Source organism: Mycobacterium shunyiense, assembly GCF_058270075.1.
The window spans coordinates 514,507-536,153 of the sequence record NZ_JBZDPU010000040.1; the positions used below are offsets into that span (position 1 = coordinate 514,507).

Here is a 21,647-nt window from a genome sequence, read left to right on the forward strand (position 1 = left end):
TCGGGGACGCTCCTAAGCCGAGCGCCCGCGCTCGACGCGATACCGGCGCACCAGCGCATCGGTCGACGAGTCCGACTGAGTGTCAGGTGATTCCGACTCGGTGATCACCGGCAACAGCGCCTTCGCCTGCGTCTTGCCCAGTTCGACGCCCCACTGATCGAAGGAATCGATACCCCACACAACTCCCTCGGTGAACACCTGGTGTTCGTAGAGGGCGATGAGCTGACCCACGACCGACGGCGTCAACCTGGTTGCCAGGATTGACGTCGTCGGTCGGTTTCCGGGCATCACCTTGTGCGGCACCACCGCAGCCGGTGTCCCTTCTGCCGCAATCGCTTCGGCCGTCTTGCCGAATGCCAGCACCTGGGTCTGGGCGAAGAAGTTGCTCATCAGCAGGTCGTGCATGCTGCCGGTGCCGTCGGCTGTGGGCAGGTCGTCGGTCGGTTGAGAGAAGCCGATGAAATCGGCCGGTACCAAGCGGGTGCCCTGGTGCAGCAGCTGATAGAAGGCGTGCTGGCCGTTCGTTCCCGGCTCGCCCCAGAAGATCTCACCGGTGTCGGTGGTGACGGCGGTGCCGTCGGCGCGCACCGATTTGCCGTTGGACTCCATGGTCAACTGTTGCAGATATGCCGCGAACCGCGACAAGTCGTTGGAGTAGGGCAGCACCGCGCGTGATTGTGCGCCAAAGAAATTCGAGTACCACAGGCCGATCAGCCCCAGCAGTGCCGGAGCATTCTCGGCCAGCGGGGCGGTACGGAAGTGCTCGTCGACCAGGTGGAATCCGGCGAGGAATTCGGCGAACCGCTCGCGGCCGATCACGGCCATCACGGACAACCCGATCGCCGAGTCCACCGAATACCGGCCACCCACCCAGTCCCAGAAGCCGAACATGTTGTCGGTGTCGATGCCGAACTCCTGCACCAGCTTCGCGTTGGTGGACACCGCGACGAAATGCTTGGCGACGGCTTCCTGTCCGGCACCGCCGCCCAGTCCTTCGACCAGCCATCGGCGGGCGGCGGTGGCATTGGTCAGCGTCTCGAGTGTGGAGAACGTCTTAGAGGCCACGATGAAAAGCGTTGTGGCCGGGTCCAGATCGGCCAGCGTCGCGACCAGGTCGGCAGGGTCGACGTTGGACACGAAGCGGGCACTGATGCCTGCGTCGGCGTAGTGGCGCAGCGCGTCGTACACCATCACCGGCCCCAGGTCTGAACCGCCGATGCCGATGTTGACCACGGTCTTGATGCGCTCGCCGGTGGCGCCGGTCCACTCGCCGCTGCGCAGCCGGTCCGTGAAATCGCCCATCCGATCCAAAACAGAGTGCACCTCGGTCACCACGTCCTGGCCGTCAACCGTCAAGGCCGCATCGGCAGGCAACCGCAGTGCGGTGTGCAGCACCGCGCGGTCCTCGGAGGTGTTGATGTGCTCCCCGGCGAACATCGCCGCGCGGCGGGCCTCCAGTCCGGCGGCGCGCGCCAGGTCAGCCAGCAATTCCAGAGTGCGGCGGGTGACGCGGTGCTTGCTGTAGTCGATGTAGAGATCGCCGACCGTCAACACCAGTTCGGTTCCGCGGGCCGGATCCTCGGCGAAAAGCTCCGTCAGATGAATGTCGCGGATCTCGTCGTAGTGCTTCGACAATGCCTGCCATGCGGGGGTTGCGGTGATGTCAGCACTCATTCTGCTGACCTTAGTGCGGTGCTTGATTCGAAGGTGTACATGATGGATGTATGGCCATTGAAGACTTGATTTCATCCGTGCCCACGGGTCTGTGGATCGGTGGTGAAGAACGCCAGGCCGCCTCGACGTTCAATGTGCTCGACCCGAGCGACGATCAGGTGTTGGCCACGGTGGCCGACGCGACCGCCGCCGATGCGGTCGCCGCGCTGGACGCCGCATGTGCGGTGCAGGCCGAATGGGCAGCCACCGCGCCGCGCAAGCGAGGCGAGATCCTGCGCTCGGTGTTCGAGAAGATCACCGAACGCGCCGACGACATCGCCGCGCTGATGACCCTGGAGATGGGCAAGGTCGTCGCCGAGAGCAAGGGCGAGGTCGCCTACGGCGCCGAGTTCTTCCGCTGGTTCTCCGAGGAGGCGGTGCGCATCGCCGGCCGCTTCACCCCGGCGCCTGCGGGTACCGGGCGAATCCTCGTCACCAAGCAGGCCGTCGGCCCGTGTTACGCGATCACACCGTGGAACTTCCCGCTGGCCATGGGCACCCGCAAGATGGGGCCTGCCTTCGCCGCGGGCTGCACCATGATCGTCAAGCCCGCGCAGGAAACCCCGCTGACGATGCTGCTGCTGGCCAAGCTGATGGATGAGGCCGGCCTGCCCAAGGGCGTGCTCTCGGTGTTGCCGACCAGCGATCCGGGTGCGGTGACCACCGCACTGATCGACGACGGCCGGCTGCGCAAGCTCACCTTCACCGGATCGACCGGGGTGGGCAAGGCACTGGTGAAGCAATCCGCCGACAAGCTCCTGCGCACGTCGATGGAGTTGGGCGGCAATGCCCCGTTCATCGTGTTCGACGACGCCGACGTCGACGCGGCGGTGGACGGCGCGATCCTGGCCAAGATGCGCAACGGCGGCGAGGCCTGCACCGCCGCCAACCGTTTTCACGTCGCGAACTCGGTGCGCGAGGAGTTCACCGACAAGCTCGTCAAGCGGATGAGCGAGTTCACCCTCGGCAAGGGCATCGACCCCGCGTCCACGTTGGGTCCACTGATCAACTCCAAGCAGGTCGCCACCGTCACCGAACTCGTCTCCGACGCGGTGTCGAAAGGTGCGACGGTCGCCGTCGGCGGCGTCGCCCCCGGCGGCCCGGGCAACTTCTACCCGGCCACGGTGCTGGCCGATGTGCCCGCCGACGCCCGCATCCTCAAGGAGGAGATCTTCGGTCCCGTCGCCCCGATCACGGGCTTCGACACCGAGGACGAAGGTGTGGCCGCCGCGAACAACACCCAATACGGCTTGGCTGCTTACGTTTACACGCAGTCACTGGACCGTGCGCTGCGGGTGGCCGAGGGCATCGAATCCGGCATGGTCGGAATCAACCGCGGTGTCATCTCCGATGCGGCTGCCCCGTTCGGCGGCATCAAGGAATCCGGCTTCGGCCGTGAGGGCGGCATCGAGGGCATCGAGGAATACCTCGACACGAAATATATTGCGCTAACCCGTTAGCGCCTCGTCGCGCCTTCCCGATTCGGCGCCCGATGCCCCCTAAACTCTGGGGCTCGGACGCCACGACGGGAGGGCATGACGTGACTGCGGCGCCGGTCCGTGCTGCCAGTCGGCGTCGGCGTGCCTCCATCCGCCGAGACATCCCGGCACTCGACGGCATCCGCGCGATCGCGGTGGCCCTGGTGCTGGCCGGTCACGGCGGGGTGCCGGGTGTGGCCGGAGGTTTCATCGGCGTCGACGTCTTCTTCGTGCTCAGCGGATTCCTGATCACCTCGCTCTTGCTCGACGAGTTCCGCCGCACCGAGCGCATCGATCTCAAAGGCTTCTGGATCCGCCGGGCCAAGCGCCTGCTGCCGGCGATGGTGCTGATGACCTTGGCCGTCGTGATCGCCCGGCCGTTGTTCCCCTCCGAAGCGGTGACCTCGCTCCGAGAGGATGCGGTCGGTGCGTTCTTCTGGATGGCCAACTGGGTGTTCGTCGCCGCGGACACCGACTACTTCAGCCAGGGCGCCACGCCCTCGCCGTTGCAGCACACCTGGTCGCTGGCGGTCGAGGAGCAGTACTACCTGCTGTGGCCATTGCTCGTGCTGGCCGCTGCGCTGCTGGTGCGCCGCCGCTCGACGGGCGCTGTCCGCGCGGTGGTGTTCGTCCTCTCCGTCCTCGGCATGGCCGGCTCGGCGGCAGCGGCGATCTGGTTGTCCGGCGACGCCGGTGAGCTCAACCGCGTGTACTTCGGCACCGACACCCGGGCGCAGGCGCTGCTGATCGGTGCGGCTGCCGCGGCGCTGCTGGTGCGGGACTGGTCGGCGCTGACGGTGTCGGGCACGCTGATCCGGACCCGATGGCGGCGATGGGTCGCCTGGACGTTGCCGGTGATCGGAATCGCGGTGCTGGCGCTGGCCGCGCACCTCGCGACCGGCAGTGCCGACGAGTTCCATCACGGGCTGCTGATCGCGGTGGCCGTGGGTGCGGTGCTCGTCGTCGCCCCCGTCGCGTTGGACCAGGACGGTTACGTCGCGCGGGCGTTGGCCTGGTTCCCGCTGGTCACCCTCGGCGTCATCTCTTACGGCGTCTACCTGTGGCACTGGCCGATCTTTCTGATCCTCAACGGCGAACGCACCGGGCTTTCCGGCTGGTCGCTGCTGGCGTTGCGGTGTGCGGTGACGATCGCGGTGTCATGGGTGTCGTGGTGGGCGATCGAACAGCCGGTCCGGCACTGGCGCCCACAGCACGTCCCGATGCTGCGGCTGGCGGCGGCGACGGTGGCCACCGCGGCGGTGGTGACGATGACATTCGTCCCGGTCGGTGTTCCGACCCGCCCCGCCGGCCCGGACGTGATGGCTGCGGCCGCCTCGGAGCAGGACATCGGCGCCGAGCGGGCCGTCCCGGTGGGACCACCGCCGGCGCTGCCGCCCGGCACGCAAACCGTTGCGGTGTTCGGCGACTCGGTGGCCTGGACTCTGATGCGCTATCTGCCTGCCACGCCTGGTTTTCATTTCAGCGACTACACCACCATCGGCTGCGGCATCGCCCGCGGCGGACCGTACCGGTCGGCCGGGGAGACGCTGAACCAGAAGCCGGAGTGTGACTCCTGGCCGGAACGCTGGGCGCAGCGGATCGCACACGACCGCCCGCAGACCGTGCTGCTGATGATCGGGCGCTGGGAGGTTGTGGACCGCACCTGGAAGGGCCGGTGGACGCACGTCGGCAACGACGCCTACGACGCCTACCTCAAAGGTGAGTTGCAGCGCGCGCTGGACATCCTGAGCTCGACCGGCGCCCGTGTCGTGGTGACGACGGCGCCCTACAACCGACGCGGCGAACGGTCGGACGGGACGCTATATCCCGAGGATCAGCCGGGCCGGGTGCAGGCCTGGAACACCATGCTGCGCAATGTGGTCGGGCAACGGCCCAACGTGTCGGTGCTGGATTTCAACGCCAAGCTCAACCCGGACGGCAAGTACACCGCGAAGATCGACGGGGTGCGGATGCGCAGCGACGGTGTGCACCCGACCTCGGAGGCCGTGCAGTGGCTGACGCCGTGGCTGCTCGACTCGCTGAAGGCGCCTGCCAAACCGGCGGGACGCTAGTCGATCTAGCGAGGGCAGGAGTCGTACTGCTCGCGGACGCGCTCCTGCAGCGCCTTTTCCTCTGGCGACAAATTGTCCCCGTAGGGTGTACTCGGATATCCGCAAGCGCCCACGTGCACTGTTCCGTCGGGCGCCGCGGGAAGGAAGATCTGGCCGACCTGCCAGCTCAACATCAATGGTGAGTCAGGTCCGGCGCCGAGCCGGCTGATGGCATCCTTCATCGCCGGTTCGACCGCCTGGACGTCGGTGACCGCGACATTGAGTTCGGTGATGACACCGGAACTGACCGTCACCGCGCCCACCTGAAGGGGAAGCGAGTCGAGCTGAGAGCTGACGCGGCGTTCTTCATCAGGTGAGAACGGGAAATAGATGCGCCAGCGCTGCACGCTGCTCGATGCGCCCGGGTAGATCTCGGCCAGACCAATGCCGCCCAGGCTTTCCCGAATCATGCCGAGTGTGCCCGGCAACGGCGATTCGCGTGAGACATAGAGGTTGCCGTCCGGGATATCGTCGCGTGTCCACTTCATCACCGCAGTTGGGCCCACCGCCGGGGTGAGTCGACGTAGCCGCTCGACATCGTCGACGAACTGACCGGCATCGAGATTCGCGACCGTGCCGCTGACGAGAATCAAGGGTTTTTCAGCGACACGGATATTGACGGTCTCGAGATCCTCATCGGGATTGTTCTTGAGCGTGTCGACGACCGCGCGGATCTGCCCGGGCGTCGCGCTTGCCATCGTCACAAAGAGATTCGGCAGCGTGACGGTGGCCAGTTCCGCGTCGTTTGTCGCAAAGCCCGCGCTGGTGACGCCGGGCATGGCGGCGATGGTGTCCTTCAGCCTCTCGGCGCCGTTGTCTTTGCCGGGGCCGAAGAAGCATCCGCTGAGTAGACCGGCGACGAGCAGGACAATCATGGCCGTCCTCTTCGTCATCTTGGTACTCCCGGGGTTCGGCCCTCGGTCGGGTAGGGGGTCGGATTGCCAGGTGCCCGGCCTTCGGGATTGCCCCCGAACTCGCCTTTCGGCAAGCTCGGGTCATTACTCCAGGTCAGGCCTGCGCCGTCCTTGGTCACGATCACACTGTCGCCGTTGTCCACTGTCGTTTGGACGAGATCGGCGAGCTCCTCAGTTGTCGCATTCGCATGAGTCATCCCGATCTGGCGGCCGATCTCGTTGTTGTATAGATCCATCGCCTCGCGCGGTGCCGGTTCACCCGGTCGGCGTTCATGAGCGGTGGCGAACTTGCGGGTCCACTCCTCACCGAACCGCTGCGTCATCAGTGCATTCCAATACGTGTGTCTGAACGCGTCGGTGTGATTGTCAGTGGTGGCGTCAGGGGCAGGGGGAGGATACCTGCGGATTGCCTCTTGTTCCGCGGCCTCCTTCATATCGAAGAAGTCCATGACCGCCTGAGGTCCTTGGGTCGCACCCAGTTCAAGGAGGAGCTGGTATTCGCCGAACGTGAGCCCGGCATACCCTGCGCGTTTGTCGCCAATCAACTTCCCGAGCTGGTCGATCATCCACTGCGGTAGCTTCCGATCGTCTTTGACCTGGTATTCGCGCAGGATGTCTTCGAGCTTCTTGCGGGGATCCTCCTCCATAGTCGATCCGGCGCTCTCGCCCGCTCCGAGCTTCTGGTACTCGTTGGCGATTTCGGTGATGTCCTTGCCGATGTCCGAGAGATCGGCCGTGGTGCGACCCACGACTTCGGCGATCTGGCCCATGCCGGCGGCGACGATCGGCAGGAGCATCGTCTCGCGGAGCGGACCCGGCGGCACCGAGTTGGCCAAGCTGACCACCTGGTCATGCACCGAGACCAGATTCTCGCGTCCGCGCTTGACAGCGTAGGCGGACGCGTCGATCTGGGAGCCGAGACGTTGATCGAGGGCGGCGAATGCCCTCATCTTCGCGACGTTCTTGTTGTTGGCGTCCTCGTATGCCTCGGACGCGGTACCCCTCCACGCATCCCCGGGCATGGTTCCCGCCGTGTCCCTCGCGACGGCATCGACGGCTGCGCTGCCTTCGAACAAGGGGGCGCCGGACTGCAGAGGTGTGTCGTCACCGAAGTTCGACCGTGCAGTTTGGTACGTCGTCAGAAAAGCTTCGAGCACGCTCATCGATGCCGCCCCCCGGTTGTCACCCACCAATTATCGGGGCGACTACGGCAGCGTCTTGACAGCAATTTGTCAGGCTCGCCCGAACCGGTGAGCCGGGTGCGGGGGTCTAGTGACCCAGGCGGCCGCGTCCGAGCTGCAGCAGCAGGATGGCCAGGTCCTTGCCCTCGGGGCCGAGCACGCTGTAGCGCTCGATGACCTGCATCTCGCGGCTGTGCACCAGGCGGGTGCCGCCGGAGGCCATTCGGGCCTTGCCGATCAGTTTGGAAACCTCGGCGCGTCGCTGGACGGCGGCAAGGATGGTCGCGTCGAGTTCGTCGATCTCGCGGCGCAGGTCATCGATCTCAGGCACAGGCTGATCGTCCCAGTCGGCCCGTGCCAGCGCAAAACTGTCCCCGCTCGGCGGTAAGTTTGAACGCAAGATGACCACTTCCCCCGTCGCCTCGCCAGTTGCTGCAGATGTTGATCAACTTCTTGATGGCTTGAACCCTCAGCAGCGCCAGGCAGTGCTGCACCAAGGGTCGCCGCTGTTGATCGTTGCCGGTGCTGGGTCGGGTAAGACGGCGGTGTTGACCAGGCGTATCGCTTATCTGCTGGCGGCCCGTGACGTCGGGGTCGGGCAGATCCTGGCGATCACGTTCACCAACAAGGCCGCGGCCGAGATGCGCGAGCGCGTGGTCCAGCTGGTGGGCCCCAGAGCCAGGAACATGTGGGTTTCGACGTTCCACTCCACCTGCGTGCGGATCCTGCGCAATCAGGCGTCACTGCTGCCGGGACTGAACTCCAACTTCTCGATCTACGACTCGGACGATTCCCGTCGCCTGCTGATGATGATCGGCAAGGACATGGGGCTGGACACCAAGCGGTACTCGCCGCGGCTGCTGGCCAACGGCATCTCGAACCTGAAGAACGAGCTGATCGGACCCGAGCAGGCCGCGGCCGAGGCGTCGGAGGCGGCCGAGGAGATGGCCGGCATCATCGCGCAGGTCTACGGCGAGTACCAGCGTCGGCTGCGCGCGGCCAATGCGCTGGACTTCGACGATCTGATCGGGGAGACGGTCGGGATCCTGCAGGCCTTCCCGCAGATCGCCCAGTACTACCGGCGCCGGTTCCGCCACGTCCTGGTCGACGAGTACCAGGACACCAACCACGCGCAGTACGTGTTGGTGCGTGAGCTGGTCGGGCACCACCTCGACGAGAAGGACGGGGTGGCCCCGTCGGAACTGTGTGTCGTCGGTGACGCCGACCAGTCCATCTACGCGTTCCGCGGCGCGACGATCCGCAACATCGAGGACTTCGAGCGCGACTACCCGGACGCGACCACGATCCTGCTCGAGCAGAACTACCGCTCCACCCAGACCATCCTGAATGCGGCCAACTCGGTGATCGCCCGCAACACGGGCCGCCGCGAGAAGCGGCTGTGGACCGAGGAGGGCGAGGGTGAGCTGATCGTCGGCTATGTCGCCGACAACGAGCACGACGAGGCCCGCTTCGTGGCCGAGGAGATCGACTCGCTGACCGACAGTGAGGGCCTCAAGTATTCGGACGTCGCGGTGTTCTACCGGACCAACAACTCCTCGCGAGCGCTGGAGGAAGTGTTCATCCGCGCCGGCATCCCGTACAAGGTCGTCGGCGGCGTGCGGTTCTACGAACGCCGCGAGATCCGAGACATCGTCGCCTACCTACGGGTGCTCGACAATCCGGGTGACGCGGTGAGCATGCGTCGCATCCTCAACACCCCCCGCCGTGGCATCGGCGACCGGGCCGAGGCGTGCGTCGCGGTCTACGCCGAGAACACCGGCGCAAACTTCAACGATGCGTTGCAGGCGGCCGCCGAGGGGCGGGTGCCGATGCTCAACAGCCGCTCGGAGAAGGCCATCGCGAGCTTCGTGGAGATGCTGGACCAGCTGCGGGCCAAGCTCGACGACGAGCTGGGAGATCTGGTGGAGGCCGTGCTGGAGCGCACCGGCTACCGCCGCGAACTGGAGGCCTCCAGTGATCCGCAGGATCTGGCCCGGCTGGACAACCTCAACGAATTGGTCAGCGTCGCACACGAGTTCAGCACGGATCTGGCCAATGCCCGGGCACTGGCCGAGCAGGGTGAGGGCGAGCCGGTCGACGAGGACATCCCCGACACCGGTGTGCTGGCCCAGTTCCTGGAGCGGGTCTCGTTGGTGGCCGACGCCGACGAGATTCCCGAAGACGGTGCAGGTGTGGTCACGATGATGACGCTGCACACCGCCAAGGGGCTGGAATTCCCGGCGGTGTTCGTCACGGGCTGGGAGGACGGCATGTTCCCGCACATGCGGGCTCTCGGCGATCCCAACGAGCTGTCCGAGGAACGTCGGTTGGCCTACGTCGGCATCACCCGGGCCCGCAAGCGGCTGTACCTCTCGCGGGCCAAGGTGCGTTCGTCGTGGGGGCAGCCGATGCTGAACCCGGAATCTCGTTTCCTGCGGGAGATTCCCGAAGACCTGATCAACTGGCGACGCATCGAGCAGCCGTCGTCGATGAGTGCGCCGGTCGGCAACGCCGGCCGCTACGGCACCCCGCGTCCTTCCCCGTCACGGCCCGCGCCGGCGCGGAACCGTCCGATCATCACGTTGGAGCCCGGCGATCGGGTCACCCACGACAAGTACGGGTTGGGCCGCGTCGAGGAAGTCACGGGCGTGGGCGATCTGGCGATGTCTCTGATCGACTTCGGCAGTGGGGGTCGGGTCAAGCTCATGCACAATCACGCGCCGGTGCAGAAGCTCTGACGCTTCCCAACCCGTTGACTCTGCGCTGACGGCGTAGGTCTGTCGTACTTTTGCGCCGTGCTCGCAGAATCAACGAGGACTGCGTGCCGAAGGTGCCGAGCCGACGAGCAAGGCCGCCGCGGCGGCGGTGAAGACAGACGCACTGAACGGTGTCTCGTATCCGGCGAAGACGAACATCGAGACACCGAAGATGAGCAACGTTGCCGCACTGGCGAAAGCGGCCCACCGCAGGGCAACTCCCAGCAGTAGCCACACGGCGAGGACGACTTCGACGACCGTCGCACCCCACGCGACGATGTCGACCAGCGCTCCGGTGAGGTAAGGCGCCAGGACATGCACGTAGGCCGTGAAGGACTCGAAGTTCCCCCAGCCGACATTGGGCGTGCCCGGCGGTCCCCACAGACCGAACCGGTCGGCAACGGCGGACAGGAACGAGGTGGCCAATGCCAGGCGGGCGAACAGGATTGCTCCCCGGAGCAATAGTTTGTTCTCGGGCGGCGCCGTATCGGTGTCATCAGGAGTGACGTCGTCAGGCATGTCCCTGATGATGCCAGGGGCCGTCGGCCAACACCGCCGGGGCGCTGAGCCGCGGCTCGGCCAGAGGTGGAACGGAGGTCAACACCGGATTCTGGTCCAGCCGGGAGCCGGGGGAGCGGCCCCGACCCCAGCCCACCATCTCGCGGTAGCCGCCGAGCAGGCCTGCCTCGGCGACGGCGGATTCCGTCGCGTGCGGGCTGTCGGCGCCGACAGGCGCCGACACCGGCGAGACATAGAGCGCATCGGTGGGGCAGTAAGCCTCGCACATGAAGCAGGTCTGGCAATCGGACTGGCGGGCGATGACGGGCACGCCGTCGGGGCCACGGTCAAAGACGTCGGTGGGACACACCTTCACGCAGACGTCGCATTTGATGCACGCGGTGGTGCTGACGATCTCGATCACGCCACGGCCTCCGAGGAGATGAGCTGCGGGGCAACGGGATCAGGGGTGGTCCAGACGTCATCGAGACCGCCGACCAGGATGCGGTGCTCGAAGCGGCGATTCGATTCGGGCAGATCCTCACGCCGGTGCAGGCCGCGGGTCTCGGGCCGGGCCAGAGATGCGGCAGTGATCCAGCGCGCGGCTGCCACCATGGCGACCGCCTGGCGCTGCTTGTAGACCGCACGTGCCGGAACCGGGGCGAGACCGTCGGCGATGTCACGCCAGAGGGTCTCCAGTGCTCTGGCCGATTGGCGAAGCCGCTCAGCTGATTTCAGGTAGCTGCGCTGTGGCGGCAGGACATGCGACTGTGCCGCCGCGACCACCTCGTCGATGGTCGGCGCACCGGAGCGTGACCGCCCCGTGGGCGGTATCGCCGCAGCCGGTTCGACCCGTCGGGTGCGGCTGAACTCCGCAGCACCCCGGCCGGCGAAGGTGCCCGACGCGATTGCCCAGGAGCCGTTGCGACTGCCGCCGCCCGACAGCGAGCCGGTGATGAGCTCGCGGGTCGCGGCGTCCCCTGCCGCGTACAGTCCGGGAACCGTTGTCGCGCAATCCGGCCCGACCAGCCGCAGTCCACCGGTGCCACGCACCGAGCCCTCGTAGACCATTCGGACCGGGTACGCCGTCGTGAACGGGTCGATGCCGGCCTTGTCCAACGGCAGGAAGTAGTTCGGCTGAGCATCGCGCATGGTCTGCCGGATGTGTTCGGGGGCCCGATCCAGTCGGGCGAACACCCGCTCGCCGCGGGTGAGTGCCCGCTGCGCGTCCTGACGCCCACTCAGCCCACGTTGGGTGGTGAAGGGCCGGCCGTGTTCATCATAGAAGCTCCCCCACTGCAGCATTCGGCCCTTGGTGTGCACACCCCATTCGGGCGCCAGCGCGTAGGCCGTGCAGAACTCCATGCCGGACAGGTGCGCGCCGTGTTCGGCCGCCATCAGGAGACCCTCGCCGGTATCGACGTTGGTCCCGAAGGTGCCGGACAGGAAGGCCGTTCCGCCGGTGGCCAGCACGACGGCACCCGCGGTGACCTGCCACGGCCGGCCGCCGTCCTGCCTGGCGATGCCGGTGGCACCGGTGACGACACCGTCGCGGTCGGCGGTCAGGCCCAGCGCCGGGTGATGGTCGAGGATCAGCACGCCGCTGCGGTGGGCCTTGCGGCGCATCCGGCGCATGTACTCCGGGCCCTGCAGACTGCTGCGCATCTCGCGACCGTCGGCGCCCACCGGGAACGGATAGCCCCACTCGGAGAGCTGCTCGAGCCGGTCCCACGAGGTGGCCAATACCCGGAACATCCACTCGGAGTCCGTGATCCGGCCGGCGGCCAGCTCACGCTCGCGTACCGAATCCTCGCGCCGAGGGCCGGGACCGATGGCCCACAGGTTGTTGCCACCGGCGGCGGTGGCTCCGCTGGTGCCGCAGTAGCCCTTGTCCACCAGGATGACCCGGGCACCGGATTCGGTGGCCGAGATGGCGGCCCAGGTGGCGGCGGGGCCGCCGCCGATCACCAGGACATCGGTGACCAGCGCATCGGGGTCAACGGGAGCGGTCATGGCCTACTTCCTCTCGGACACCGAGTTCGGCCAACAGCACATGGCGCAATTCGTCGAACCCGTCGTCGCTGCGGGTGCGGGGGAAGGACAGTCCGACACGGCGGTCCAGCGATACCCGCCCGTCCGAGAGGACCACCACCCGGTCGGCCAGCAGGATCGCCTCGTCGACGTCATGGGTGACGTGCAGGACCGCCATGTGTCTGCGGGACCACAATTCGTGTAGCAGCCCGTACATCTTGAGCCGGGTCAACGCGTCGAGCGCGCCGAACGGCTCGTCGAGCAGCAACAGGTCGGGTTCGCGGACCAGCGCGCGGGCCAGTGAAACCCGTTGCGCCTCACCGCCGGACAAGGACAACGGCCAGCTGCCTGCTTTCGCGGTGAGGCCCACCTCTTCGAGTGCGGACCGCCCGCGCGCCGCCCGGCTGGGGGCATCGGGTCCGGCGTCGGGCAATGCGAAGGTCACGTTGGCCAGGGCACGCCGCCATGGCAGCAGCCGCGGGTTCTGGAACACCACCGCCCGTGAGCGAGGCACCTTCACCGAGCCCGTGACCTGATCGTCGAGGCCGGCCAGCACCCGCAGCAGTGTGCTCTTCCCGGACCCGGACCGGCCCAGCATCGCGACGAATTCACCGTCGTCGATCTGTAATTCGAGGTTGTCGAGCACCTGCTGATCACCGAAGGCGCGCCGCAGGCCGTGCACCTCGACGACCGGTGAACTCATGCCGGCGCTCCCAGACCCTCGAAACCGTTGCGCCAGGACAGCAGGAGCCGTTCAAGTACCCGCACCAGCGTGTAGGACAGCAGTCCCGCGACTGCATAGATGACGATCACCAGCAGCGACACATCGAACTGCAGGTTGGTCTGGGCCCGCGACATCAGGTAGCCGATGCCCTGGGTGGTGTTGATCATCTCGGCGAAGATCAGGCTGAGCCACGCGCTGGACAGCCCGAGCCGCAGGCCGACCAGGAAATTCGGCATCGCACCGGGCAGGATCACCTGGGTGATCAAGGTGTGCCGTGGCGCTTCCAAGGTTTGGGCCATCTCGACGAGTTGCCGGTCCACACCGCGGATTCCGGAATAGGTGTTGATGTAGATCGCAATCGCCACCCCGGTGGTGATCAGCACGATCTTGGGGCCCTCGCCGATGCCCATCCAGATGATCAGCAATGGGGTCAGCGCGAAATTCGGTACCGCCTTGAGGATCTGCATGGTCCAGTCGAGCAGGTCCTCGCCGGTACGGGTGAGCCCGGCCAGGATCGCGAGCGCGACCCCGATGAGGATGCCGAGCACCGTGCCGGTCAGCACCCGGACCGCCGACGTGCCGACGTGGGTGGCGAGTTGGCCGTCGCCGAGCAGGCGCCACGCGGTGGCCGCCACCTCGGTCGGAGGTGGGAAGAGGTCGGTATTGAGGAGCCCCGTCATCGAGCCGACGGTCCAGATCGCGAGGATGAGTGCCGGGCTCACCAGCCGGCGAACCGGTCGAGGTAGGCGTGCCCACAGGCCTTTTCGTCGGCCACGGCCACCGACGACCTCGATGAGTTCCGGACGGGTGGTCGGGGCCTGGACGACGGTCGCTGCGGTCATGACTTGGCCCCGGCCCATTCCCGGACCGAGTATTCGTGGTCGAACGATCCGTCGGCGTTGAGGAACTGGTAGGCGGCCTCGAGCTGGTCCACGCCGACCTGGGGGAACGGTTCGGTGTTGAACTCCTCGGCGCGGGTGGACTTCTGGACGAACTTCAGGTCGGTGTCGTCGGTCTGCGCGACCCAGGCCAGGTAGTCGTCGAAGTTCTCGGTGATGTCGCGGTTGACGCTGGTGACGGCCTGTTGCCAGGAGCCGATGAACTCGGGGTGGGCGTCGGTGAACGAGCGCAGGGCGATGTTGGTGCCGGTGCTGCCGAAGCCGTGCCGCGACAGGCTGTCGATGATCGGGAAGCCCTTGGATTCGAGCTCGGCCGCGCTGGCGCCGGTCACGACTGCCGCGTCGATCTTCCCGGAACTCAGTCCGGCGATGGACTCGGGGGTGGGAACGTCCCTGACGTGGATCTGGCCGGTCAGCCCTGCGGCATCGATGAGTTGTCGGGCGGCCCGGTCACGGATCGTGCCCTGCGGGGCGGTGATGTCCCTGCCGACCAGGCCCTTGATCTCCGTGGGTCCGCCCTTGGCGCCCACCAACCAGGCGTCGCCGTTCACCGAATCCAGGGACAGCAGCACCACTTTCGGGTCGCGACTCCGGGCCCGCAGGCCCGGGTTGTCTCCGATGGCCGCCACGTCGATGGCTCCGGCGAACAGGGCGGAGGCGACATCGCTACCGGACTGGAAGAACGAGTACTCGATCTTGCCGACCCCGGCGGATTTGAGTTGGTCGGTGAGGATGCCCTGCTTGTCGCCCCAGCCCAGCGAGCCCGCGGGCGTACCGGTCACCGAGGTGGCCCCGACCCGCAGCGTGTAGCCGTCGGCGTTGTCGCCGTTGGCACTGCAGGAGACGGCGGTGGCGAGGATGGCGAGCGCAAAAGCGGTGCGCAACAGGCGGTTGAACATGGGAGCGGGCCTCCGAGGGTCAAGGCGTGAGCACACGCGAATCCGCCCCAGTAGACGCCCGGCTCGATTTCGGGTCGACGGTTTGGCTCAGCTTGACTGGAAGAACCCTGTGAGCGGGTGATTGACCGCTCAGCGAACGGCACAGTACGGTGGAACAACTATTTGGTACCACGTGGATGGGGATATGGATCGGTGACGACGCAACAGGCTGTGGAGCTGTACTACGACCCGTTCGACAACGACATCGACGACGATCCCTACCCCATCTGGAAGCGGATGCGCAGCGAGGCGCCGCTCTACTACAACGAGAAGTACAACTTCTATGCGCTGAGCCGCTGGGACGACGTGGCCCGCGAACTGCCCAACTGGCAGGCCTACCGGTCCGGGCGGGGCACGACGGCCGACATCCTGTTCAGCGGCATCGAGGTTCCACCGGGCATCCTGTTGTTCGAGGACCCCCCGCTGCACGATCTTCATCGTCGACTGCTGTCGAAAGTCTTCACGCCACGCCGCATGCTGGCCGTCGAGGACCTGGTGCGCGACTTCTGCGCGAAGGCGCTGGATCCCCTTCGCGGGCAGGACGGACTGGACTTCGTCGCCGACCTCGGGGCGTTCATGCCGATGCGGACCATCGGCTATCTGCTGGGTATTCCGGAGGAAGGTCAGGAGCAGATCCGCGCCAGCACCGACAAGAACATCGCACTCTCCGACGCGACCACCGATGTCAGTGCGACGGTGTTCGTGGAGTCCCTGGCGATGTTCTCGGAGTACATCGACTGGCGGGCCACCCATCCTTCCGACGACCTGATGACCGAGCTGCTCAACGCCGAGATCGACGAACCCGACGGCACCCGGCGCAAGCTGGAACGCACCGAGGTGCTGGCGTACACCGCGATGATCGCCGGCGCGGGCGGCGAAACCACTGCTCGGCTCATCGGTTTCATGGGGCAGCTGCTCGGTGAACATCCCGACCAACGGCGCGAGCTGGTGGCCGACCCGAGCCTCATCCCGGGTGCGGTGGAGGAGACGTTGCGCTTCGAACCGCCGTCACCGGTGCAGGCCCGGTACGTCGCCCAGGATGTCGAGCACTACGGACAGGCCATCCCTGAGGGCTCGTACATGTTGCTGCTCAACGGATCGGCCAATCGTGACGAGTCGAAGTTCACCGATCCCGACCGGTTCGACATCCACCGCACCGGCGGACACCTGAGCTTCGGGCAGGGCCTGCATTTCTGTCTGGGGTCGGCACTGGCCCGGCTGGAGGCCCGGGTGGCCTTCGAGGAGGTGCTCAAGCGGTGGCCAGACTGGGAAGTGGACTACCCCAACGCTTTCCGCGCCCACACGTCCAGCGTTCGCGGATGGGCGCGGCTGCCGGTCAAGTTCTAGAGGGTCGTGGTGCCGCCGCCGCCAGTACCGCGGTCACCACCGGCACAGTGAGCGTGAGCACCACCACCGACGCCGAACGCGGGGCGAAGATCGGTGTCAGATCGGTGGCTCCGATCTCGAAGAAGAGCCGATCCAGATCAGTCCAGCCGAAGATGCCTTGCGCCACCGTGAGAATGCAACCGGCGATCACGGCGTACCGGCCGGCGGTGGCACCGAAGGAGATCAGCACTGCACCGAGAATCAGCGTCAGTGCCGCGACTGCCGCGGCGATCGGTGGTTCCACCATCGCCAGCGCCCATGTCGCGCTCGGCGAAGTCGGCAGCAGGTCCGTCAAGTTCGAGACATAATGCAAGCTGTCGTCGAACTGCCTTGTGACCAGCCACAGCTGGTAGGCGGCCATCGCTACAGCCAGTGCCGCAACGAGCAGGTTGGCCCACCGGCTGGGCTGGGGTGTGACGACCTCTGGACCGCCTGCAGTGCAACGAGATTCGCTCGACACGAAGGGTGCGACGATCAGCGTGGCGATGGCCAGGGCAAACCACACCCAACGATGCACCCCGAGCATGCTCTGACCGGACGACATGGCCCATACACCCAACTCGATCAGCGACAGCACGATCACCGTCGCGCTGGCCGCGATCACCACGACCCGTCCCCGCGGGTTGCGCCGTTCCAGCAGCACTGCACCGGCGAACAGCGCCACCGTCACCGCACCCAGCGCGACAAGGTTGAAGATCGAGTGGCAGAAGCGAAGCGGGTTGAAGCTGAAACCGTAGCCGATGGCGTACCAGGCCACGATCAGCGCACGCAGTGTCGCGACGATTCCCAGGACACCACTGACACAGGTCAGGGCAATCGCGGTCAACGCAGTGGGGCGCATCGCGCAAACCTAACAGCGGTCACCGTGCGGACCGGGCGCCTATCGGCGCGCGCTCCAGCGTCCGGTCGCGGGCAACACGGTGAACAGGATGGCGGCCAGCGGAAGGGCCGGCATCGCGTAGACGACGGGATGCAGTCGGGCCCCGGCGATGAACAGACTGCCGAAGATCAGCAGGCCGATGACCGCACCGACGACGACCAGGAGACGGCCCATCCGGCGCCGCAGCAACAATGCGATGAGCCCGCCGATGGTTGCTGCAGCCGAGATCGCCGCCAGGAAACCGATGGCGACGCAGAACAATCGGTCGGTGCGCCACCACCCTGCGATCAGGTCCGTGGCGATCACGCCGGTGGCCCAGCCGCTGAGGATGGCCAACGTGGCCGCCACGATCGCCGTGCGCGGATTGGCACCCGCCGGGGTGCGCGGGACGATCACGGGCCGGGCGCGGGGCACATAGCTCGTGCTGGCGTCGTCGTCCGCGCGGCCGATCAGGCTGGTCTGGGGCTCCGCGCTGCCCGCGGTGGGAACGGCACCGGTGGGATGACGCCGGATGATGCTTGTGTGGGGATCGTCGGCCACGGGTACGGGCCGGGAAACCGGGTCCTGCGGCTGACGCCGGATGATGCGGGTGCGGTCGTCGTCCTCGTCAGGGTGATCGGCTGGTATCTGACCGTCGTCGCTCACTCAGCCAACATAGCTGCCGAGGCTGAGGCCTCGCTTTGACAGCCACGGCACCGGATCGATGCGGCTGGTGCCGTTCTGCAGCACCTCGAAATGCAGGTGGGGGCCGGTGGAATAGCCCCGGTTTCCGACGGTGGCGATCTGGTCGCCGGCCATCACCCGGTCGCCCACGCTGACGAGCCACGTGTTGATGTGACCGTAGAGCGTGACGGTGCCGTCGGCGTGGCGGAGTTTGACCCACGCGCCGTAGCCGGCGGTCGGGCCCGAGGCGATGACGACGCCGTCGGAGACCGCCACGATCGGGGTGCCGATCGGGCTCGCGAGGTCGATGCCGGCGTGCAGCACGCCCCAGCGGTAGCCGAAGTTCGAGGTCCAGACGTAACCCTTGGTGGGCATGACGAACAGTGGGCGCGACAGCCGGGCCTCGCGCTCGGCGCGTTCCTGGGCGAAGGCGGCGGCCTTCGTGATCTCTTCGGCGTGCACCGAGGTGTCGGCGGTCGAGGAGACCGAGACGATCTGCATGCCGTCCACCGAGCCGGTGACGGAGGCGCCTTCGATGTGGCTGCCCTCGGAGGCCAGGATCGTGTCGTCGGCGTTGGTCTCGGTGGGATTACTGAGCGAGTAGGCGCCGGCGGCGGTGGCACCCGCGGCCATGGCGGCGATCATCAGGCGGCTCTTGACGGCGCCGGCGTGCTCCTTGCGGTGGGCACCGCGGCGGCCGGACAGGTTGATCACGTCGGTGGCGGCGACGCCGTCGCTCACGTCGGTGTGGCTGTCGCGGTACGCGTAACGGGAGCCGCGCTCGGTGCCGGCCTCGGGACGGAAGCGGGAGGGGACGGCGAGGCGGACGGGCACCAGGTCGTCGGTGTCGTTTAGATCGTCGAGCTCCGGGGCATAGATGATGTTGGATTCGTGATCGTCCGATCCGTGATCATCCTGGCCGGGAGGGGCATCGAACGCTTCGAAAGCGCTGAAGGGGATGACGTCGGTGATCTCCGCAGCATCCAGTTCGTCAGGGGAAACCCGGCGCCTGCGGCGGCGCGCGTCCGTCGGCACTCCTCGCGGAGCTGCGGACGAACGATGCTGCGGCAAGACTCGAGAATCCTTCTTCGTCGTGACCTGAACGTTATCTGGACCAGAGGCACGTTAACCAAATCCCAATGATGGTGGCAACTTATGGGTCTATTCCGCGTCGGAATGTGATCCGTATCACCTCCCATGGGCGGTGAGATCTACCACATGAGCCGGAGGCGATGCTAGCCCATCACTCGGTGATGGATAAAGTGCCTGCGGGCCCGTCAGAGGTATGCGGACCGGGCAGCTTCGAAGCGCGCTAGAAGCCAAGCAGACAGACAACGCCTATCTAGGAAGCACATGGATCTCTTCGAATATCAGGCAAAAGAGCTGTTCGCCAAGCACAACGTCCCCACGACCCCGGGCCGCGTGACCGACTCGGCCGAGGACGCCAAGGCGATCGCCACCGAAATCGGCAAGCCCGTGATGATCAAGGCACAGGTGAAGGTCGGCGGCCGCGGTAAGGCCGGCGGCGTGAAGTACGCAGCCACCCCTGAGGACGCCCTCGAGCACGCGACCAACATCCTCGGTCTCGACATCAAGGGTCACGTCGTCAAAAAGTTGCTGGTGGCCGAGGCGAGCGACATCGCCGAGGAGTACTACATCTCCTTCCTGCTCGACCGTTCCAACCGGACCTACCTGGCCATGTGCTCGGTCGAGGGCGGCATGGAGATCGAGGAAGTCGCCGCGACCAAGCCCGAGCGGCTGGCCAAGGTTCCCGTCGACGCCGTCAAGGGTGTCGATCTGGCCTTCGCGCGCTCGATCGCCGAGCAGGGTCACCTGCCCGCCGAGGTGCTCGACGCCGCGGCCGTGACCATCCAGAAGCTGTGGGAGGTGTTCGTCGGCGAGGACACCACCCTGGTTGAGGTCAACCCGCTGGTGCGTACGCCCGACGACCAGATCCTGGCCCTGGACGGCAAGGTCACCCTGGACGCCAACGCCGACTTCCGTCAGCCCGGCCACGCCGAGTTCGAGGACAAGGACGCGACCGATCCCCTGGAGCTCAAGGCCAAGGAGAACGACCTCAACTACGTCAAGCTCGACGGCGAGGTGGGCATCATCGGTAACGGTGCCGGTCTGGTCATGTCGACGCTGGACGTGGTCGCCTACGCGGGCGAGAAGCACGGCGGCGTGAAGCCGGCCAACTTCCTCGACATCGGCGGCGGCGCGTCGGCCGAGGTCATGGCCAACGGCCTCGACGTCATCCTGAACGACAGCCAGGTCAAGAGCGTGTTCGTCAACGTGTTCGGCGGCATCACCGCCTGTGACGCGGTGGCCAACGGCATCGTCAAGGCGCTGCAGATCCTCGGTGACGAGGCCAACAAGCCGCTCGTCGTCCGCCTGGACGGCAACAACGTCGAAGAGGGCCGGCGCATTCTGGCCGAGGCCAACCATCCCCTGGTTGTCCAGGCCGAGACCATGGACGCAGGCGCCGACAAGGCCGCCGAGCTGGCGAACAAGTAAGGGACTGCTGCAATGTCGATCTTTTTGAACAAGGACTCCAAGGTCATCGTCCAGGGCATCACCGGCGGCGAGGGCACCAAGCACACCGCCCTGATGCTCAAGGCCGGCACCCAGGTTGTCGGCGGCGTGAACGCCCGCAAGGCCGGAACCACCGTGTCCCACAAGGACAAAGACGGCAACGACGTCGAGCTGCCCGTGTTCGCCTCGGTCGCCGAGGCCATGAAGGAGACCGGCGCTGACGTGTCGATCGCCTTCGTGCCGCCGGCGTTCTCCAAGGACGCCATCATCGAGGCCATCGACGCCGAGATTCCGCTGCTGGTGGTCATCACCGAGGGAATTCCGGTGCAGGACAGCGCCTACGCGTGGGCCTACAACGTCGACAAGGGCGAGAAGACCCGCATCATCGGTCCGAACTGCCCCGGCATCATCACCCCCGGCGAGTCGCTGGTCGGCATCACGCCGAACAACATCACCGGCAAGGGCCCGATCGGGCTGGTGTCGAAGTCCGGCACGCTGACCTACCAGATGATGTACGAGCTGCGCGATCTCGGCTTCTCGACCGCCATCGGCATCGGTGGCGACCCGGTCATCGGCACCACCCACATCGACGCCATCGAGGCGTTCGAGAAGGATCCCGAGACCAAGCTGATCGTGATGATCGGTGAGATCGGTGGCGACGCAGAAGAGAAGGCCGCGGCCTACATCAAGGCGAACGTGACCAAGCCGGTCGTCGGCTACGTCGCGGGCTTCACCGCTCCCGAGGGCAAGACGATGGGCCACGCCGGCGCCATCGTGTCCGACGGTGCGGGCACCGCCGCCGGCAAGCAGGAGGCCCTGGAGGCCGCGGGCGTGAAGGTCGGCAAGACGCCGTCCGAGACCGCCGCCAAGGCGCGCGAGCTGCTCGCAAACCTGTAAGTCTTTGCAACGGAAAGGCCCCCGCTACGGCGGGGGCCTTTTC

At 66.5% G+C, this 21,647-nt stretch carries 19 protein-coding genes; 6 read left to right on the plus strand and 13 right to left on the minus strand.

Features of this window, described 5'->3' with window-relative positions; genetic code table 11:
• Positions 1 to 12: 12 nt before the first annotated feature.
• A complete protein-coding gene (pgi, locus tag AC4ELH_RS33050) occupies positions 13 to 1,674 on the minus strand; it encodes a glucose-6-phosphate isomerase (RefSeq protein WP_498889037.1) in 1,662 nt (553 codons plus the stop codon).
• A 50-nt stretch (positions 1,675 to 1,724) separates the two neighbouring features.
• Here pgi and AC4ELH_RS33055 point away from each other — a divergent pair, with 50 nt between their 5' ends.
• Positions 1,725 to 3,173, plus strand: coding sequence for an NAD-dependent succinate-semialdehyde dehydrogenase (locus AC4ELH_RS33055; protein WP_055117260.1), 1,449 nt, complete (start codon positions 1,725 to 1,727; stop codon positions 3,171 to 3,173).
• Positions 3,174 to 3,205: 32 nt separating this feature from the next.
• Positions 3,206 to 5,263 carry an SGNH/GDSL hydrolase family protein gene (locus tag AC4ELH_RS33060; RefSeq protein WP_448441897.1) on the plus strand — a complete coding sequence of 686 codons (2,058 nt, stop codon included), beginning with the start codon at positions 3,206 to 3,208 and terminating at the stop codon, positions 5,261 to 5,263.
• Between the two features lie 5 nt (positions 5,264 to 5,268).
• Here AC4ELH_RS33060 and AC4ELH_RS33065 read toward each other — a convergent pair whose 3' ends face one another.
• From AC4ELH_RS33065 to AC4ELH_RS33075, 3 genes are all read right to left on the minus strand, one after another.
• Entirely contained in the window at positions 5,269 to 6,177 is a 909-nt protein-coding gene (locus tag AC4ELH_RS33065) for a hypothetical protein (protein WP_448441899.1), read from the minus strand.
• A gap of 14 nt (positions 6,178 to 6,191) precedes the next feature.
• Positions 6,192 to 7,379, minus strand: a complete 1,188-nt coding sequence (locus AC4ELH_RS33070) for a DUF6973 domain-containing protein (RefSeq protein ID WP_448441901.1) — start codon at positions 7,377 to 7,379, stop codon at positions 6,192 to 6,194.
• Between the two features lie 106 nt (positions 7,380 to 7,485).
• Positions 7,486 to 7,797 (minus strand): chorismate mutase, encoded by a 312-nt coding sequence (locus AC4ELH_RS33075; protein ID WP_413784957.1) that lies wholly within the window; start codon positions 7,795 to 7,797, stop codon positions 7,486 to 7,488.
• A 1-nt stretch (position 7,798) separates the two neighbouring features.
• Here AC4ELH_RS33075 and pcrA point away from each other — a divergent pair, with 1 nt between their 5' ends.
• Positions 7,799 to 10,135, plus strand: a complete 2,337-nt coding sequence (gene pcrA, locus AC4ELH_RS33080; RefSeq protein ID WP_498889041.1) for a DNA helicase PcrA — start codon at positions 7,799 to 7,801, stop codon at positions 10,133 to 10,135.
• 69 nt (positions 10,136 to 10,204) lie between these two features.
• On the opposite strand, the gene AC4ELH_RS33085 is transcribed toward pcrA, so the two are convergent.
• The 6 genes from AC4ELH_RS33085 to AC4ELH_RS33110 are packed head-to-tail and all read right to left on the minus strand — an operon-like array spanning position 10,205 to position 15,204.
• Positions 10,205 to 10,672 (minus strand): hypothetical protein, encoded by a 468-nt coding sequence (locus tag AC4ELH_RS33085; RefSeq protein ID WP_498889043.1) that lies wholly within the window; start codon positions 10,670 to 10,672, stop codon positions 10,205 to 10,207.
• Positions 10,665 to 11,075 carry a 4Fe-4S dicluster domain-containing protein gene (locus AC4ELH_RS33090; RefSeq protein ID WP_498889045.1) on the minus strand — a complete coding sequence of 137 codons (411 nt, stop codon included), beginning with the start codon at positions 11,073 to 11,075 and terminating at the stop codon, positions 10,665 to 10,667. The genes AC4ELH_RS33085 and AC4ELH_RS33090 overlap by 8 nt, the downstream gene beginning before the upstream one ends.
• Positions 11,072 to 12,664, minus strand: coding sequence for an FAD-binding protein (locus AC4ELH_RS33095; RefSeq protein ID WP_498889047.1), 1,593 nt, complete (start codon positions 12,662 to 12,664; stop codon positions 11,072 to 11,074). Before AC4ELH_RS33095 ends, AC4ELH_RS33090 begins: the two co-directional genes overlap by 4 nt.
• Positions 12,648 to 13,385, minus strand: a complete 738-nt coding sequence (locus AC4ELH_RS33100; RefSeq protein WP_498889049.1) for an ABC transporter ATP-binding protein — start codon at positions 13,383 to 13,385, stop codon at positions 12,648 to 12,650. Before AC4ELH_RS33100 ends, AC4ELH_RS33095 begins: the two co-directional genes overlap by 17 nt.
• Complete coding sequence (locus tag AC4ELH_RS33105; protein WP_498889051.1) at positions 13,382 to 14,266, minus strand: ABC transporter permease; 885 nt, start codon at positions 14,264 to 14,266, stop codon at positions 13,382 to 13,384. Before AC4ELH_RS33105 ends, AC4ELH_RS33100 begins: the two co-directional genes overlap by 4 nt.
• Positions 14,245 to 15,204 (minus strand): ABC transporter substrate-binding protein, encoded by a 960-nt coding sequence (locus AC4ELH_RS33110; RefSeq protein ID WP_498889053.1) that lies wholly within the window; start codon positions 15,202 to 15,204, stop codon positions 14,245 to 14,247. The genes AC4ELH_RS33105 and AC4ELH_RS33110 overlap by 22 nt, the downstream gene beginning before the upstream one ends.
• Before the next feature lie 192 nt (positions 15,205 to 15,396).
• On the opposite strand from AC4ELH_RS33110, the gene AC4ELH_RS33115 reads away from it, so the two are divergent.
• Positions 15,397 to 16,590 (plus strand): cytochrome P450, encoded by a 1,194-nt coding sequence (locus tag AC4ELH_RS33115; RefSeq protein WP_498889055.1) that lies wholly within the window; start codon positions 15,397 to 15,399, stop codon positions 16,588 to 16,590.
• Here AC4ELH_RS33115 and AC4ELH_RS33120 read toward each other — a convergent pair.
• The 3 genes from AC4ELH_RS33120 to AC4ELH_RS33130 are packed head-to-tail and all read right to left on the minus strand — an operon-like array spanning position 16,580 to position 19,243.
• Positions 16,580 to 17,470: a hypothetical protein gene (locus AC4ELH_RS33120; protein ID WP_498889057.1), complete on the minus strand. Its 891-nt coding sequence runs from the start codon at positions 17,468 to 17,470 to the stop codon at positions 16,580 to 16,582. The two genes, AC4ELH_RS33115 and AC4ELH_RS33120, sit on opposite strands and share 11 nt — an antisense overlap.
• A gap of 39 nt (positions 17,471 to 17,509) precedes the next feature.
• Positions 17,510 to 18,154: a hypothetical protein gene (locus tag AC4ELH_RS33125; RefSeq protein WP_498889059.1), complete on the minus strand. Its 645-nt coding sequence runs from the start codon at positions 18,152 to 18,154 to the stop codon at positions 17,510 to 17,512.
• Entirely contained in the window at positions 18,155 to 19,243 is a 1,089-nt protein-coding gene (locus tag AC4ELH_RS33130; RefSeq protein ID WP_498889061.1) for a M23 family metallopeptidase, read from the minus strand. It abuts the gene before it with no gap.
• 282 nt (positions 19,244 to 19,525) lie between these two features.
• Here AC4ELH_RS33130 and sucC point away from each other — a divergent pair, with 282 nt between their 5' ends.
• A complete protein-coding gene (sucC, locus tag AC4ELH_RS33135) occupies positions 19,526 to 20,689 on the plus strand; it encodes an ADP-forming succinate--CoA ligase subunit beta (protein ID WP_498889063.1) in 1,164 nt (387 codons plus the stop codon).
• A gap of 12 nt (positions 20,690 to 20,701) precedes the next feature.
• On the plus strand, positions 20,702 to 21,604 hold the full coding sequence (sucD, locus tag AC4ELH_RS33140; protein WP_044520139.1) for a succinate--CoA ligase subunit alpha: 903 nt from the start codon (positions 20,702 to 20,704) through the stop codon (positions 21,602 to 21,604).
• Positions 21,605 to 21,647 lie beyond the last annotated feature (43 nt).

What these genes read in the sequence shown, in the direction of transcription:
- AC4ELH_RS33120 (WP_498889057.1), bottom strand. Translation starts at nt 17,470, where the DNA reads ATGCGCCCCACTGCGTTGACCGCGATTGCCCTGACCTGTGTCAGTGGT.
- pcrA (WP_498889041.1), top strand. Translation starts at nt 7,799, where the DNA reads ATGACCACTTCCCCCGTCGCCTCGCCAGTTGCTGCAGATGTTGATCAA.
- AC4ELH_RS33105 (WP_498889051.1), bottom strand. Translation starts at nt 14,266, where the DNA reads ATGGGCCGGGGCCAAGTCATGACCGCAGCGACCGTCGTCCAGGCCCCG.
- AC4ELH_RS33110 (WP_498889053.1), bottom strand. Translation starts at nt 15,204, where the DNA reads ATGTTCAACCGCCTGTTGCGCACCGCTTTTGCGCTCGCCATCCTCGCC.
- pgi (WP_498889037.1), bottom strand. Translation starts at nt 1,674, where the DNA reads ATGAGTGCTGACATCACCGCAACCCCCGCATGGCAGGCATTGTCGAAG.
- AC4ELH_RS33070 (WP_448441901.1), bottom strand. Translation starts at nt 7,379, where the DNA reads ATGAGCGTGCTCGAAGCTTTTCTGACGACGTACCAAACTGCACGGTCG.
- AC4ELH_RS33065 (WP_448441899.1), bottom strand. Translation starts at nt 6,177, where the DNA reads ATGATTGTCCTGCTCGTCGCCGGTCTACTCAGCGGATGCTTCTTCGGC.
- AC4ELH_RS33060 (WP_448441897.1), top strand. Translation starts at nt 3,206, where the DNA reads ATGCCCCCTAAACTCTGGGGCTCGGACGCCACGACGGGAGGGCATGAC.
- AC4ELH_RS33055 (WP_055117260.1), top strand. Translation starts at nt 1,725, where the DNA reads ATGGCCATTGAAGACTTGATTTCATCCGTGCCCACGGGTCTGTGGATC.
- AC4ELH_RS33095 (WP_498889047.1), bottom strand. Translation starts at nt 12,664, where the DNA reads ATGACCGCTCCCGTTGACCCCGATGCGCTGGTCACCGATGTCCTGGTG.
- AC4ELH_RS33100 (WP_498889049.1), bottom strand. Translation starts at nt 13,385, where the DNA reads ATGAGTTCACCGGTCGTCGAGGTGCACGGCCTGCGGCGCGCCTTCGGT.
- sucC (WP_498889063.1), top strand. Translation starts at nt 19,526, where the DNA reads ATGGATCTCTTCGAATATCAGGCAAAAGAGCTGTTCGCCAAGCACAAC.
- sucD (WP_044520139.1), top strand. Translation starts at nt 20,702, where the DNA reads ATGTCGATCTTTTTGAACAAGGACTCCAAGGTCATCGTCCAGGGCATC.
- AC4ELH_RS33085 (WP_498889043.1), bottom strand. Translation starts at nt 10,672, where the DNA reads ATGCCTGACGACGTCACTCCTGATGACACCGATACGGCGCCGCCCGAG.